The 14,920-nt window shown below is 55.2% G+C and carries 12 protein-coding genes; 8 read left to right on the top strand and 4 right to left on the bottom strand.

Annotation, left to right across the window (positions count from 1 at the left end; genetic code table 11):
- Nucleotides 1–6 precede the first annotated feature (6 nt).
- The 5 genes from KFS80_RS23190 to KFS80_RS23170 all read left to right on the top strand — a co-directional run bounded on the left by KFS80_RS23190 (nt 7) and on the right by KFS80_RS23170 (nt 5,348).
- Nucleotides 7–1,380: an acetyl-CoA carboxylase biotin carboxylase subunit gene (locus KFS80_RS23190; protein ID WP_212546067.1), complete on the top strand. Its 1,374-nt coding sequence runs from the start codon at nt 7–9 to the stop codon at nt 1,378–1,380.
- The gene (locus KFS80_RS23185; RefSeq protein ID WP_212546066.1) at nt 1,377–2,249 is read left to right on the top strand and encodes a 5-oxoprolinase subunit B family protein; all 873 of its coding nucleotides are present in this window, start codon (nt 1,377–1,379) and stop codon (nt 2,247–2,249) included. The genes KFS80_RS23190 and KFS80_RS23185 overlap by 4 nt, the downstream gene beginning before the upstream one ends.
- A complete protein-coding gene (locus KFS80_RS23180) occupies nt 2,246–3,220 on the top strand; it encodes a 5-oxoprolinase subunit C family protein (protein WP_212546065.1) in 975 nt (324 codons plus the stop codon). The genes KFS80_RS23185 and KFS80_RS23180 overlap by 4 nt, the downstream gene beginning before the upstream one ends.
- 111 nt (nt 3,221–3,331) lie before the next feature.
- Nucleotides 3,332–4,654 (top strand): purine-cytosine permease family protein, encoded by a 1,323-nt coding sequence (locus KFS80_RS23175; protein WP_212546064.1) that lies wholly within the window; start codon nt 3,332–3,334, stop codon nt 4,652–4,654.
- Between the two features lie 172 nt (nt 4,655–4,826).
- Entirely contained in the window at nt 4,827–5,348 is a 522-nt protein-coding gene (locus tag KFS80_RS23170; RefSeq protein ID WP_212546063.1) for a hypothetical protein, read from the top strand.
- Between the two features lie 44 nt (nt 5,349–5,392).
- Here KFS80_RS23170 and KFS80_RS23165 read toward each other — a convergent pair whose 3' ends face one another.
- Both KFS80_RS23165 and KFS80_RS23160 read right to left on the bottom strand, forming a co-directional pair.
- On the bottom strand, nt 5,393–5,665 hold the full coding sequence (locus KFS80_RS23165; protein WP_212546112.1) for a hypothetical protein: 273 nt from the start codon (nt 5,663–5,665) through the stop codon (nt 5,393–5,395).
- Nucleotides 5,666–5,798: 133 nt separating this feature from the next.
- On the bottom strand, nt 5,799–6,215 hold the full coding sequence (locus tag KFS80_RS23160) for a glycine zipper domain-containing protein (RefSeq protein ID WP_212546062.1): 417 nt from the start codon (nt 6,213–6,215) through the stop codon (nt 5,799–5,801).
- A 285-nt stretch (nt 6,216–6,500) separates the two neighbouring features.
- Between KFS80_RS23160 and KFS80_RS23155 the strand changes: the two genes are divergently transcribed.
- Nucleotides 6,501–6,866 (top strand): hypothetical protein, encoded by a 366-nt coding sequence (locus tag KFS80_RS23155; RefSeq protein ID WP_212546061.1) that lies wholly within the window; start codon nt 6,501–6,503, stop codon nt 6,864–6,866.
- Between the two features lie 355 nt (nt 6,867–7,221).
- Here the strand turns inward: KFS80_RS23155 and KFS80_RS23150 are convergent, their stop codons facing one another.
- Complete coding sequence (locus KFS80_RS23150) at nt 7,222–11,352, bottom strand: nSTAND1 domain-containing NTPase (protein ID WP_212546060.1); 4,131 nt, start codon at nt 11,350–11,352, stop codon at nt 7,222–7,224.
- Between the two features lie 666 nt (nt 11,353–12,018).
- The gene (locus KFS80_RS23145) at nt 12,019–13,548 is read right to left on the bottom strand and encodes a DUF2235 domain-containing protein (protein ID WP_212546059.1); all 1,530 of its coding nucleotides are present in this window, start codon (nt 13,546–13,548) and stop codon (nt 12,019–12,021) included.
- An 18-nt stretch (nt 13,549–13,566) separates the two neighbouring features.
- On the opposite strand from KFS80_RS23145, the gene KFS80_RS23140 reads away from it, so the two are divergent.
- Both KFS80_RS23140 and KFS80_RS23135 read left to right on the top strand, forming a co-directional pair.
- Nucleotides 13,567–13,968, top strand: a complete 402-nt coding sequence (locus KFS80_RS23140) for a hypothetical protein (protein ID WP_212546058.1) — start codon at nt 13,567–13,569, stop codon at nt 13,966–13,968.
- 30 nt (nt 13,969–13,998) lie between these two features.
- Nucleotides 13,999–14,907 (top strand): hypothetical protein, encoded by a 909-nt coding sequence (locus KFS80_RS23135; RefSeq protein WP_212546057.1) that lies wholly within the window; start codon nt 13,999–14,001, stop codon nt 14,905–14,907.
- Nucleotides 14,908–14,920: the final 13 nt, after the last annotated feature.

Genomic DNA, 14,920 nt, shown 5'->3' with positions numbered 1-14,920 from the left:
GCGATCATGACTCAAACCATTCATAAACTGTTGGTCGCCAATCGTGGCGAAATCGCCGTGCGGATTATCCGCGCCGCCAAAGAACTGGGCATTCCCACCGTTGCTGCGTGCAGCGAGGCGGACGTCGATTCCCAGGCCGCGCGCATGGCCGATGAGATCCACATTCTTGGCCCGGCCCGTGCCGATAAAAGTTATCTCAACGTCGAGGCCTTGCTCGGCGCCCTGAAAGCCACGGGCGCCAATGCCGTGCATCCCGGCTACGGCTTCCTTTCAGAGAACGCCGATTTCGCCGAAGCGGTGGTGGCGGTTGGCGCCATTTTCGTCGGCCCAAGCGCGCAGACGATCCGGCGCATGGGCGATAAAGCCGAGGCGCGGCGTACCGCACAAGCCGCTGGCGTACCGGTGGTGCCGGGTTCGCCGGGTGAACTGTTTGACGTCGAGTCGGCACTCAAGGCTGCTGAGTCCGTGGGTTACCCGTTATTGATCAAAGCGTCGGCCGGTGGGGGCGGGCGCGGTATTCGTCTGGCGGAAAACGCCGAGCAACTGAGCGAAGAATTTCCCCGCTCCCAGCGCGAAGCCCAAGCGGCGTTTGGCAATGGCGCGGTGTATCTGGAGCGGTTTATCAGCCGGGCCCGGCACATTGAAGTGCAGGTATTGGGCGACGGTCAGCACGCCGTGCATTTGTTTGAGCGCGAGTGCTCGCTGCAACGTCGGCGGCAGAAAATCTTCGAAGAAGCGCCGTCGCCAGTCCTCAACCAACAGCAACGGGACACCCTCTGCGAAAGCGCTGTGCGTCTGACCGAATCGTTGGGCTACAAGGGCGCCGGCACGCTGGAATACCTGTATGACGACGTCACTGGCGAGTTCTTCTTTATCGAGATGAATACGCGGATTCAGGTCGAGCACCCGGTCAGCGAACTGATCACCGGTATCGATCTGGTTCAAGCCATGTTACGCATCGCTGGCGGCGAGCCGCTGGGTTTCCAGCAAAGCGACATCCGACTCAACGGCGCCGCCCTGCAAATGCGCTTGAACGCTGAAGATCCGGCGCGGGATTTTTTCCCGAGTCCAGGTCTGGTCGAAGAACTGATCTGGCCGAGCGGCGAGGGCATTCGCGTCGATACGCATCTGTATCAAGGCTACCGGGTGCCGCCGTACTATGACTCGCTGCTGGCGAAACTGATTGTTCATGGTGCCGATCGCGCCGAAGCGCTGGCCCGCGCGCAAGTGGCGGTAGCGAACACCACGCTCACCGGCATGGCCAACACCTTGGCGTTGCACGCTGAATTGCTCGAGCAACCGTGGCTGCACAGCGCCGACTTTCACACCGGCACCCTGGAAACCTGGCTGGCCGAGCGCCGCAGCGGAGGTGAAGCATGAGTACGCCCATCCGATACAGCTTTGGCGCCGATGAGCATTTGTTTGCCGAAGTCAGTGACAGCATGTCTCTGGACGCGTTCTTCAAAGGTCTGGCCGTCACCCGCGCTGTGGAACGGCTGGCGCTGGATGGCGTGCTCGATATCTGCCTGGCTAACGCGTCATTCCAGATTCGTTTCGACCCGGATCGCATCGCCCCTCACACCTTGCTCGAAGCGGTAAAAATCGCCGAGGCCGGAGCCGTCGCCGAGCGCACATTGCAGACGCGGATTATCGAGATTCCGGTGCTCTACAACGATCCCTGGACTCACGAAACCCTGATGCGTTTTCGCGACCGTCATCAAGACCCGAGCGCCACGGATCTTGAATACGCTGCCCGCATCAACGGACTGGCCGACGTCGATGCCTTCATCGCGGCCCACAGCGGCGCGCCGTGGTTTGTCTCGATGGTCGGCTTCGTTGCCGGGCTGCCCTTCATGTTTCAGATGGTCGAGCGTGAGCGTCAGTTGCAGGTGCCCAAGTACCTGCGCCCGCGCACCGATACACCGAAATTGACCCTGGGCCACGGCGGTTGCTTTGGTTGCATTTATTCGGTGCGCGGCGCCGGCGGTTATCAGATGTTTGGCGTCACCCCCGCGCCGATCTACGACCCGCAACAACACCTCGCGTACCTGAAAGAACACATGGTGTTTTTCCGTCCAGGCGACATCGTGCAATTCAAGCCGATGGATCGAGAAGCCTACGACTCCGCGGTGGCAGAAGTGGACGCCGGAAGCTTTGATCTGCGGATTCGGCCGGTGGAATTTTCGCTGGACGCGTTCCTCGCCGACCCCGTTGGCTATCCCAAGTCGCTGCAGGAGGTATTGGCATGATCAAGGTTCTCAAACCCGGCCTCGCCACTTCGGTACAAGACTTGGGCCGCGAAGGTTATTACCATTTGGGCATTCCGCCGTCCGGCGCGCTTGATCAGTACGCCTTGAGTGTGGCCAACCAATTGGTCGGCAACCCGCCCGGTTTGGCGGCACTGGAATGCACGCTGCTCGGGCCCGAGCTGGAGTTTCGACAGGACGCATTGGTGGCGGTCAGCGGCGCGCACATGACGCCCCGGGTCGATGGCGTGGAAATGCACCACGACACCGCCTTCACCGTGAAGGCCGGGCAAGTGCTGCGCTTTGACTTTCCCAAGGCAGGTGCCCGCGCGTACGTGGCGGTGGCCGGCGGCATTGATGTGCCGGTGGTACTCGGCAGTCGCTCCACCTATGCGCTGGGCGCGCTCGGCGGTTTTCAGGGGCGACGTCTGATCGCGGGTGACGAATTGCCCGTCGGCATTGCCAGTGGCAAAAGCCGCGCCGGGGCCAGTTTGCCCATGGCGTTACGGCAATCACTGGGTGGCGAAATCACTCTGCGGGTGGTGCCCGGTTTGTACTACCACCGCTTGACTGAATCGGCGGCGAAGAGCTTTTTTGCCGAGCCGTGGACGGTCGGTTCGGAAGCCGACCGCATCGGCTATCGCTACAAGGGCGGCAGCGCGCTGAGCTTTCAGCCCCGCGAGCAGCCGTTCGGCGCCGGTTCCGATCCGTCGAACATCGTCGACAGTTGCTATCCGATCGGCTCGATTCAGGTGCCCGCCGGGCTCGAACCCATCGTGTTGCATCGTGATGCGGTGTCCGGTGGAGGCTACGCAATGATTGGTACGGTGATCAGCGCCGACCTTGATTTGATCGGCCAAATGCAACCCAACCAGAAGGCCCGCTTTGTCGCGGTGACCCTCGAAGAGGCGCTGGAAGCGCGACGTTCCTATAAGAAAAAACTCAGCTGCCTGAGCAAGCTGTTCCCTTCCTGATTCTGCCCGCCGTCAAGCGCGGGTCATGCCATACGGTACGCCAACGCCGCACTTCGGTGCGGTGACGGCTGCCCGCGCTTCAACCTTCGACTGGTTTTGGAGTTCACGCACATGGCTGCTTTATCGCAATCGAATCAAACCGGGCAAGATCCGGCGCATCATCCCGTTCCCGCCGAAGCACGCATGGGGCGACTGTCCCTGACGATGGCCTGGTGGGCGGTGTGCAGTGCGATGTTTTACATCGTGGTGGGCGCTTCTTTGGCGTTGTCCTTCGGTGCGCGCAATGCGCTGATCGGCATGGTGCTGTCGGTAATCTGTTATGGCCTGGTCAACAGCGTGCTCAGCCGCTTTGCGATTCGCAGCGGATTGTCGGTGGCGTTGTTTTCACGACTATTGTTCGGCAGCACCGGAGCGTGCCTGGCGACGCTGATTTTCTTCTCGACCGCGATCTATTACGCGGTGTTCGAAGGTTCGGTGATCGCTGTCGCGCTTAATCACTTGTATCCCGAACTGATCTATCCGCTGGCCGCATTGGCGGTGGTTCTGTACAGCGTGCCGATGATCTTGGGCAGCGTGCAGCACTGGCTGGACAAGCTCAACGGCGTGTTGCTGCCGGTGTACCTCGGGGGATTGCTGGTGGCGGTAGGGCTATCGATCAGCCGTTATGGCTACCAGCCGCAATGGCTGGACTTCGGCCCGGCAACGCCTGATGCCTTCGGCTGGTGGGATTGTTTTGTCGCCTACATGGGCGTCTGGGTGTTGATGCTGTTCACCTTCGACTATGCGCGTTTCGGCAAGCCTGAAGACGCCAGATACCACGGTCGCTGGAACTTCGGCATGCCGTTCTACGCGGTGACGTTCCTACTCAACGGCGCGGCAGGCATTTATCTGGTCAGCAGCATTCCCCACGAAGGCGCGTTGAACGAAGTCTCGGTGGTGATGGCGATTTTGCAGTTGATGGGCCTGTGGGGATTGCTGTTTGTCTGGGCTACGCAAACCCGTATCAACACCGCCAATTACTACCTGGCGACGTTGAATATGCAGGCGTTCTTTGGTCGATTTGGCCTTCGCGGTTCGTACCTGATGTGGGCCGTAGCGGTGGGGGTGATCGTCTACGGCTTGATGCTGGCGGACGTGTTTGCCTACCTCCTCAAGGCGCTGGCCTATCAGGGGATTTTCGTCGTGGCCTGGGTGGGAGTGGCGTTGGCGCAAATTATCTACGGACGCAGTGACGTGGCAGCGCTCGATCGGGTGGGCGAGTTCAATCCGGTAGGCTTGACGGCCTGGTTTGGCGCGACAGCATTAGGTCTTGCGTTGATGTTTTCCGGCGGCGGCTTCAGCAGCTTTTCCGCGCCCGCTACGGTGATCGTTGCATTTACCTTGCACGCAGGGTTGTCCCATCGAAGCCGGTTGCGGTTAGCGCTGGCCGAGTAAAACGTTGCAGTCACTTATCCCGTGCCCGCCTGCTCTGACAAGGCAGAGCGGGCAGGGGCTAGCCTGTTATGACGCCCGGAAGGCACAGGGGGAGGGCAACCCGTAATTTTCGACTAAGCTCGTTCGATCATTAAACACCAAGCGCTGTGCTGTACTCGCTCAGGGGATCGATATGAAAGCCGTACTCCACACGATCAAGCACGAAGTCATGAAGGCCATTCCGCCGACCGTATTTTTCTTCATCATTCTGCACATCGTCGCCCTCATCCGTACGCTGATGATGAAAGGCACAGGCGTTTCGATGCCGGTCTCCACGTCAATCCTGATCGCGTCGCTGGTGCTCGGCAAATCCGTGCTGGTCGCAGACATGCTGCCGTTCATTAATCGCTTTCCGGAAAAGCCGCTGATCTGGAACGTCACCTGGAAAACGCTCATGTACGCGCTGGTTGCGCTGGTCGTTCATTATCTGGAGCGGCTGTATGAGTTCTGGAAAGAGGCACACAGCTTCATGGACGCGAACGCCACGTTGTGGACTTCGATGAACTGGCCTCAATTCTGGGCAGTGCAGATTCTGCTGATTACTTTGATCTTCGTGTATTGCGTCTTTTCAGAACTGACGCGCGCATTGGGTCGTGATCGATTGAAGAGAATGTTCCTCGGCCCGCTGCCACCAGACATCAACAAAGATTTGTAAGAAGAGAAGAGGCTAGGGCGTAGCGCCCTAGCCGATAGCAGAGGTTACTTTTTCTTCTTCGCCGGCTTGTCGGCCTTCTCTGATTTCTTGGCCTTTTCAGGCTTGCTATCAGCTTTCTTGGTGGCTTTCTTATCGGCCTTCTTATCGGCTTTTTTCGGTTCGGCGTCTTTTTTCTTGTCTTTCTTATCGGAAGATTTCGAAAGCGCCGAGGCTGCCGCGGATTTCTTTTCCGGTGACGACTTCTTGTCCTTCAAGTCCTTGCTGGCCTTGGAAGCTTCACCTTTGCTTTTCTTCTCGTCTTTAGCCACGTTGATCACCTCTCGGAGCATGCCGGTATTGGCACATTGCCTGTGGGAATACTCACAAGCTGATCATTAGGCGAGTGCGTACTGTGGCGGTTCAAATTTTATTGAAGGGTCGCGACAGGCTGTCGGCAGGGGAAGATCAGTTTCAATGTTTGTGACTGTGTTTATTCTTGTGCTTATGGTCATGGCCGGAGTGATGGTCGTTATCGTCAGCCAGGTTATTGCCCACTGCACCGCCGGCTGCGCCGCCCAATCCCGCGCCGATCAGGCCACCTGTTGATCCGCCCAGACTGGCGCCAACGACCTGGCCACCCGCGGCGCCAATACCGCCGCCAATCGCGGCTTCAGTTTTCTTGCCGCTTTTTGCACTGATTGCACCCCCGGTCGCGCCGCCAACCCCGGCACCGATTAACGCGCCAGTGCTTCCTCCGACCGACTGACCGACAACACTTCCAAGCGCACCACCGAGACCTCCGCCCAGTGCTGTGTTGGTGGTTTCACCGGCGACCGCGTAATGAGAAACAAACAGGCTTAATGCAACAACCGATAATGATCTGCGCATCGAACTCACCTCAAACTATTCAAATGAGCAGGAAAGTCTGTTGGCTCGAACTGAGCAGGTCAATGCGCATTCAGCCGTGCATTAATCTGGGTCAAGCAATTGCTGGGTAGGGGGACCGTTTATCGCGTAAGCCGTCAGATTCGTAGTGCGAGTTTTCAAGATCGACGGGGTGCGTATTTCGAGTTTCAAGATGATTTTCTGTGGCAAAAGCGGTCGTTGATGAGTGACTGCTTTCGGCCAAAAGCTGACATTGGCTAACCAAATCATTAAGCGTCGAGGTAACCCATGACAGAGATTGATCACCAAATCATCAAACGCGGAGAAAGCTTGGTACGTAAGACGCAGCTATTCATGCGTTGGGGATCGGTAGTCGCATTGGCGACAATTGGGTCTGTATTTTTAGTTTTGTTTGTTGGCTCTGCGTTCTACGACAAACGCTTTAACGAAATTCTCTATGATCATTTAGCAGCGGCTATAGGCATCCCTCTAGCAGCGTTGACATCACTTACTCTTGTGTTGGCGCTTGAGCAGGTTTCGGGAGACGTCGAAATCGAGGCTTGGGGGCTTAAGTTCAAAGGTGCTTCAGGGCCAATCGTCATGTGGGTCCTTTGTTTCTTAACACTTGTCACCGGAATAAAGGCGCTATGGTGACGGGCAAAAGCAACTCGGACTATCTCACCCAACCCAAGCACACGGAGAGGTGGCCCCCTTTACGCCCATTGACCTTCATTCATTAAACTCGCAGCACCGTTGCTTGAGCGTCGCGTCGAATAGGCCGATTACCGCCCGTGAGAACAGGCCATCGATATTGGGTCGAATCGGTCCTTCATGGCAGGCAGAAACCGGCCAAAAGCAGCCTATCGAGAAATACTTGAGAGCTTTGACGGCTCTGAATCGCTTGCCTGACAAGGTGAATCGACCGAGCTCTGCCTGTCGTGACAGTAAGAAATCGACCCTATGCCAGTAGCCGACGTCATCCAAACCAGGTCGGCTCAGGTTTCCGTGCTTACGGTGTATGATCCTCCCCAGCTTTAGTGATGCTCCCTAGCTGTATTGGGAGCGGTGACGGTCGAAGCTCGTCCGATCTGACGCCAAACTCCTGCTCGGCCCAGAGTAAGGCGCCGCCGACATCGCCTCCGAAATCCTTCTTGCTATATGGCTTCAGGGCAGCAAGTAAAGGGGTGGGATCCATAAGAAAAGGTTGCCCCGCCAAAGTTAGAATCTCGGTGGTCAAGGCTTTATGGCCCTGACGATCTGTATGCTCAAACAATCCAGCTGCCACGTCTGCATAGGACTTCGCCAGGCCATCGGCGCTCTCTTGATCAATCATCTGCTCCAGCAACGTGCGCTGAATTGCGGCGGCGGCACCCAGATCCACTGCGCTCCTCAACTGCACCGCCACAACTCCATAGGCTTTCGCCAAGCCAAGGGTGGCGGCCATGTTCCCCTCAGCCTGCGCCAGCAACGAGCGTAGGCTTGAGGCTTCGCTCCTCAGATCAGTATCTTTCAGCTGCGACGCCACGGCCGCATAGGCTTTTGTCACACCATAGGTGGACGTGAAGTCCTTAGATTGTGCCAAGAACTTGCCCAGGTCTGCGGCTTCAGACTTCAGAAACTCAGTATCTTTCGCCTTTGTCACCACCGCCGTATAGACATCCACCAGGAGATTGGAGCACTGGTTTTCGTTTGGCCTGCAATAAGTTTCGTTTTGCTCCAAAGAAAGACGCAGTTCTGTGGCTATACCCTTCAGGCGCAACTTGTCTTTCACCTGCGCCACCATTTCTTTGTAGGCATGCCCTAAGCTATTCAAGGTCACAGAATTCCTCGTCTGTTTGATAAATTCGCCTAGTAAATTGAGGAATAAATTAGGCTCGGACTGCTGCCCCGATACTTTGTACATACGCACTACCGCCGCCGTCCAGGCTTTCACCAGGCCATTTACCTGCCCTTCACCAGCCGCCTTTGATAACGAATCCATCACCAATATCCAAAGAGGCATGACTTCATTCTCAAGGAACTCTAGGTTGCTAATCCGCGAGATTACATTCTCGTAGGCATACCCCAATAAATCTTTTTTCTCGGTATTTCTTTCTTCCACCATCAACGTATGCAGGATAGTGGCTGAATCTGTAAGGAACGCTGTATCACCCAACCGCGCCGCCACAGCACCATAGGCTATCGCCAAGCCAAAATTGTCAAAGCCGGTTTTTTTTCTCGCCAGCAACGTGCGCAGGCTTGTGGCCTCGGCGTTCAGGTCCGATGGGGTGCTCATTCGCGTTAGCACCGCTACGTAGGCCCTCCCTAAGGCTTCGGTGTCCATTTGCTCTATCCCGCTTGTTTCGTGCGTCAGCAACGTGCGCAGACTTGTCGCCTCGGCCTTCAGGTCCGATGGGTTGCTGAGTCGCCCTATCACAGCTTCGTAGGCTCCCGCTAACTCATCTGCCAAGCCCCAAAGCCCTGTCGCCATCACCGTGCGCAAGGTTTTGGCCGAGTCCTTCAAGTCCGCCACATCACTTAACCGCGGAGCCACGGAAGCGTAGGCAAGCGCCAAGCTACGAAATTCATAGTCAAGGCTCGACTTTGCTTGCAGCATAGTGCGCAGGCTTGTGGCCTCGGCCTTCAGGTCCGATGGGTCGTCCATCTGCGTCACCAGGGCCGCGTAGGCCATCACCAAGCCACTACCAGATCCGCTCACCTTTGTTTGCAACATACTGCGCAGGCTTGTGGCCTCGGCCTTCAGGTCCGATGGGTTGCTTATTCGCGCTATCAGGGTGGCGTAGTCGTACGCCAAATATGCTGGTTGAAGAAAGGAATAATAGGAATCAGCATCTTGCGCCAGCAACGTGCGTATACGTGCGATAGAGGTCTTCAGGTCCTCTGCACTTGACAACCGCGAAGCCACGCTCGAGTAGGCTTTTGCAAGGCCAACGTTAAACGTTGAAGCCCCCGGCTGCTCGAGTGACGTGCCGAGGCTCGTTGCCTCGGCTTTCAAATCCTTAGCGTCGATTATCTTCGCCGCTACAACCTCGTAGGCATTCCCCAGTTGACGTGAGTTACGTATAAATTCCGTCCGCACCAGTAACTCGTGGAGATTTGTGGCCTCCGCCTTTAGATCTGCCGCACTACTCAAGTGCGACAGCAAGGTCAAGTACTGCGGAAACAGCCTATCCATTTTGGGGTACTGGGAAGTCGGTCCCGTCGCGATGTTCAGCATCCGCGCACGCAACGAAGCGAGGGCCTCTCGCACATAGATTGGATCAAGCCCACTGTGAGCCAATGACCAGTTGGTTAAGGTGGCCAACTCCAGCTTGGTGTGATCGTCACTCAAAAGCTGATAGAGGCGTTCTCGCAGGGGGGCAGGGGCACGCCAAACGATCAACACCGCTTTCTCAGCGTTACCGCCGCCAAATGAATTTACAAGCTGGTTGGCCTCGTCTGTCAGTAGGCGATCTCGATTCCAGCAATATGCCGCAACACCGATGAGCAATAGAAATAGTACGGCTCCTGCTGTCTTAAGTGCACTGAGCCACACATAACTCGCAGCATTCCCGTAACTGAGGCGCCCGCACATGCGCTCCCAAATGACCCGTGTAAGCGGACCAAACGACATCAACGCACGCCACCTGAGCCGCCAATTGCCGACCGAATCCTCGTAACGGGACATACCTTCATGTAATGCTACCGACCAACGATCCGCCTGTCGCGCCTCGGCTAGGACAGCACGAGCCAAGTAGTCATGATCCAACTGCCAGGCTATTTCACCACTGAGTTCCTCGGCTGGACGTACCAACTCATCGCGCTGTAGGGCACTGAGGATGGCTTCGTATTGAGTTTTATCGCCAGCGATATTGCTGAGGACTGAAAAGGAGGCGCGCTGTGACTTGGGTGGCTGGTTAGGACCACCCGGAGAGATTAGCGCACTCAACATGGCACGCACCGTACGCCGCCCTTCTTCTCCACCGCTGGCCATCTCACCTGCTCGATTTATGGCACGTGAAACGACCAAGGTCTCGATGCCCCTAAGTCCGCCAGCAGCAAAGTAGTGACGCAGAGTGAGCAGCGGAATTTGACGCAATCCTAGTAGGACGGTCCGCACCTGCTGCATGAGGATCGCGCCTTCCATTTTTAGATCGCGCTCAATTCGCTCCCGTAAGGCATGCCAACCGCCCTCCGGGTGGCTGACAACTGCCGGATCGGCGCCTTCAGGGGCGATGCCTGTTAACAGTGGATGGAGGTAATCAACCTCGACTCGAGCAAGAGTACGTGCGCTGCTCTGATCCTCGCCAAGAAATCTGACGCAAGCTAAGCCCGCGGCGGTATCCGCCCGTGAGATCACCAATAGGTGCAAGCGACCCGCGTGCAACCCTACGCTAACCCATTCCCAGAATCGGTTGTTAGATGTTAGTACGGCAGGGCTCAGCCAATTGCTTTCTTCATCTAGGAAACGGCTGCGATGGCGTGCCTGATAGTCGTCGAATTGGTCGGCGATTAGCAGCAGGCGACGGCCAAGTATCTCAAAGATGGCCTCCAATCGCGCATCTAGATCGTCTGCCAATCTACTTGGTTCGGCAGCCAAATCAGGGGATACGGTCCAATCAAGTCGTTTTCGGTCCGAAGAGTTGACTGCACGTACCAAGGCTCCCAAGGCAGCCGAAAACGGGCCACGAACCCAGTCGTCCCCCCAGTCGCGGATAATCACCGGCAACAGGCCATCGGATTGCAGGAGTATGGGCTCTAGACCTGCGCTGACCAGGGCGGACTTGCCGCAACCAGATTCGCCGTCCATTAGCACTAACCGGTAGTACTGAACGCTATTGATTAGACTTGCCAAGTCATCTGATCGGCCGATAAGCATACTAGGACTGCTTGGCTTTAACGTAAAGGCGTCGGGTTGTTCGAGCCGACTTTCTCGGGAAAATCGTCGAAAACTGCTCCGCAATATGAGCACAGCGGCAATAATCATGGCGAAAGCGGTAGTGCTTGCTGCCCATGCCGGTAGATCGAAATAGGCAATGACAGGCTCAAGTTCCTTGGTAGCCGCCGCCCATATAGTCCCGGGCACGGCAATGATAAAGAGCAGCGCCTTCACTAAGCCATCCGCTGTGCTGAGCCACTCGGTTAAGCGCTTAAGGTCCATCCACTGCCCCTTATAGGGATGCTCTTCGGTGACAAAATCGTTAGGTAGAAATCTAGCGCTTTATATCAGCCGGTCAAACAGTGTCGCGTTCACCACTTCAAGGCCAGGAAATTATCTTGCCAAAGGGTCGCTGCTAAGGGTGCTTATGCATACGAGCACAGAGTCTGGAGAAAAATGATGGCTGTCTGGGTGTTAAACGACAATAACGTGCCCACCTTCATGTTTTGGTTGCAACATGATCCAGTAGCTGTAGCCCTCCTAACACCGCGCGCAACTAACGCTCATTTCGTTCGCAGGATCAGCTTTCTGGACCTCCACTGAATCGCTAGCCACATAGCTGCTTCTGCCCGTTTTCTGTCTGTCGCGAGGGGCAAAAAACGGCCGATTCTGTTGAAAAAGTCGGTTTTTCTGGACTGCCCGCATACTGACCACTGAAAACGCCTGTTTTGCGCGTTGCTACGCGAAATCCGGGTCGGGAATCCTCCGCTCAATGTAAAAATTTCAATCTCGAGCGCGTACTTCTCTACAGTGGAAACCATGGCCGACTTTTTCAACAGAATCGGCCAACAGCGGCTTGTCGCGAAAGGCAGGTTTCCGCAAAAAGCAAACCTTCACTTGCGGAAGCACCTCGCTAAGACCGAGTACAAAACCGCAACCATCGCTGTTTCAAGGCTTTTTAACTACCAACCTCAACGCCACATGCCCACGATTATTGCCATAACAGTTCCAAGCATCATTGGCATACGCATACAAATACCCCGAGCGCTTCGGCACATAGCTGCATCCCTTACCAATCTTGAAAGTCTCGGGCTTGATCAAATAACCCTTGGCATCCACGCCGTCGCCGTTGGCGATGGCGCCCATCAGGCAGAACCAGGGGTGTTGTTCGTGACGTTTGGTGAAGCGGAAATTGGCATCGCTGTTCTTGAAGAGCTTGCCGTACCAGGATTCCACCTGCCCCAGGGCACTGGCTACCAAGTGTGCAACTTCCGCTGGCTGGAAGTTGCCGTCATCGGTGCCATCGGGGCCGCAACTGATGGAGCTGTCCAGCCATTCGCCGGATGCGCTGAAGGTGTAGCTCACGCCCGCTTCCAGCCATAGACCCGTTTCGCTCCAAGGCGAACGTGCCGAGATATCCAGCGACACCGGCGGTTTCGGTGCGATGAGTCGCGACTGCCGATAGGGGTATTGGGTTATAGGCGGATCGTCCTGGCGTTTCAGTGCTGAGTCGTGAAAACGATCAGGTTGTGCCACGAGGTTGGCGATGCTACGCGGCTGGGTCGGCAGCAAGCTGAAAACGCCGTCACAGGAGTCATGCATCATGTCGTGGTAATCGGGTTTGACCTGCTTGATCGCGTTATTGAACTGCAGCCCACACGCGGACGCTTCTTCGATCATCCACTGCAGGGCGCCATCCGCCAGGCCGTTTTCGTGATAGCCGCCACCCACGTCGGAATGCACCCCCGGAAACCACAACTGCTTCACGTCTTGATCGGCTGGCACTTCGGTCCACAAAGTTGGCTGGAACGTTGCTCGACGTTCATCCATGGCCACCGCGTGTCGCGCGGTCTTCACAGAGTTGTGCAAAGTAGTGTCGTGGAAAGTGTAGCGGTTGCGGTCGTCGAGCAAGTTGAGCAAAGCCATATCATCCGGAATGCCCAGCGCGCCAACGGTATCCCACACGCCAATAAAGCGAATCGGAATGCTGGCGCTCGCCTTGTTGTGAAATTTCCAACCCAAGTCATCCCAGTCTGGACGGTCTTCAAGTTTGCGTCGGTAGCCACGTTTCAATAGTTGATCTATCCGCCGCCAAACTTCGGCAGGCTCTAAATCAGCGATCTTCAACAAACCACAACTGGTGATGAAACCGCACAGGCTTCGCACCGTATATGCACCGCGACTGAAACCGAACAGATAGATATCGGAGTCTGCTTTGTAGTTGTAACACAGCTTCTGATAGGCACTTTTGATGTTGTCATCCAACCCGGCTCCGGTGCCACCACCAATCGCCTTGTCCCACCACTTGCCGGAAGTCCCTACGCCTGGGTGGTAGTACTTTTCCTGAGGTGCACCTTTGGCGTCGGTTTCTGCAACGGCGTTGTGCAGTCTGACTACGTTGGTGGGGGCTGGCACGCCTTTGTCGAGCTGATCAGGTGTATTCCAGGTGCCATCGCAGCAAATTACAATGTTGGCCATAGCAGGATCCTTGCTTCAGTGGTTAGTGAAGTCAAAACCAGTTTAGTAAGTGCGTCAAGTGCAAAAAGTGGGGGGAAAGCTATATACCTAATTCCAAAAAAATTGGAGGATGATTTTATTAGCGATTTACTGCATGAGTGTTCAATTGAAACAGAGCTCCCTCAACAGATCTTGTTTCGATTACTAAGAAATGATACGCCCATGGAAAAATTGAAGGCTCTTCACTTTTCCACCGAGGCTCCAGCGCTGCCGGCCTTGATGATTTTCTGCTGCGACACGATTCCGCTGATACTACTTGTCTCTATGGGCTATATTATTCGTGCTCGTAACTTTATTAAGTCACTGGCTCGGAGCTTACTCACCTTTGGCCGGCGCGAAAATGATGCGTCTATAAGGCTGAAAGCTGAATATGAGCTTTAATTTGGGAATTTTAAGCTAGGTACCAATGTGATGGACCTTCAAAAGCTTTTAGGTGCGTTGCCCGACGCTGCAACCTCTCCCTACGCATTCGTGGCATACGTGCTGCTAGTCGCTGCCAGTGCAGCGATTGCCTGGCGTGTAAAGCGCAATAAAAACCTGTTATCTACGCTTGAAAAAATCCCTGTTGAACAGCGCGCTGAACTGGTTGCAAGAGAAATGGGAGCTCCATTGCCGCCTGGATTGACAGCAGAGCAATGGATCGAATACAAAATTCATCAGTACTATTTACTCTCGTTCTTATCGGTTTTAATATGCGGAACAGTGATTTTTGCTATTGCATATTCGAATCCAAAACCTATTCCACCTAAATGGGATAGTTTCGGTGCTCTTTCTGATTTGAAGATAGGGGTCGCCAAAGAATATGTGAGAACTAGGCTGGGTATCCCCCCTGTGTCGGAAGGCATTTCAGATAAGCTTGGGTTGCCTGAGGAAGCTATTTATGAGAGATATTCAGGGGGTGGTAATGAATTGCAGATTGTTTATATGAATAATAAAGTGGTTGGTTATGTGTTGCGGTCATACGGCGAAACAGGTCTTCACAAAATTATTCGTAACGGAAGTCCTGATTGGATAGTTGGTAAAACTAAATTTACGGAAGCAGGTGATGCCCCCCAGTATTCCAACAATGAGTTGCATTGGGGGCAATCATTGTGCCGAATAGAGCAGTATTATTATGGAAAATCAGGAGATTATAACGCCTACTACTATGCGCTAAATAAGACTGGGTCAGATGGAGAGTTAAAAGATGAAAGCTCTCCTAACGCTGTTATGGTGTCCGGAGATATTTGCTCGTTGATAAAAGATGAAGCTGGGGAACAGGAGTGTAACGAAACGCTACGCGGAATGGCATGCACGTCCGCTAGTGATTTTGAGGGGTAGTCCATTTTGCTGA

Source organism: Pseudomonas rustica, assembly GCF_018336155.1.
In the GTDB taxonomy this organism is placed as follows: Bacteria; Pseudomonadota; Gammaproteobacteria; order Pseudomonadales; family Pseudomonadaceae; genus Aquipseudomonas; species Aquipseudomonas rustica.
Note: the sequence above shows the minus strand (reverse complement) of the source record. Positions and strands in the feature narration are given on the sequence as shown.

What these genes read in the sequence shown, in the direction of transcription:
- KFS80_RS23190 (WP_212546067.1), top strand. Translation starts at nt 7, where the DNA reads ATGACTCAAACCATTCATAAACTGTTGGTCGCCAATCGTGGCGAAATC.
- KFS80_RS23185 (WP_212546066.1), top strand. Translation starts at nt 1,377, where the DNA reads ATGAGTACGCCCATCCGATACAGCTTTGGCGCCGATGAGCATTTGTTT.
- KFS80_RS23180 (WP_212546065.1), top strand. Translation starts at nt 2,246, where the DNA reads ATGATCAAGGTTCTCAAACCCGGCCTCGCCACTTCGGTACAAGACTTG.
- KFS80_RS23175 (WP_212546064.1), top strand. Translation starts at nt 3,332, where the DNA reads ATGGCTGCTTTATCGCAATCGAATCAAACCGGGCAAGATCCGGCGCAT.
- KFS80_RS23170 (WP_212546063.1), top strand. Translation starts at nt 4,827, where the DNA reads ATGAAAGCCGTACTCCACACGATCAAGCACGAAGTCATGAAGGCCATT.
- KFS80_RS23160 (WP_212546062.1), bottom strand. Translation starts at nt 6,215, where the DNA reads ATGCGCAGATCATTATCGGTTGTTGCATTAAGCCTGTTTGTTTCTCAT.
- KFS80_RS23155 (WP_212546061.1), top strand. Translation starts at nt 6,501, where the DNA reads ATGACAGAGATTGATCACCAAATCATCAAACGCGGAGAAAGCTTGGTA.
- KFS80_RS23150 (WP_212546060.1), bottom strand. Translation starts at nt 11,352, where the DNA reads ATGGACCTTAAGCGCTTAACCGAGTGGCTCAGCACAGCGGATGGCTTA.
- KFS80_RS23145 (WP_212546059.1), bottom strand. Translation starts at nt 13,548, where the DNA reads ATGGCCAACATTGTAATTTGCTGCGATGGCACCTGGAATACACCTGAT.
- KFS80_RS23135 (WP_212546057.1), top strand. Translation starts at nt 13,999, where the DNA reads ATGGACCTTCAAAAGCTTTTAGGTGCGTTGCCCGACGCTGCAACCTCT.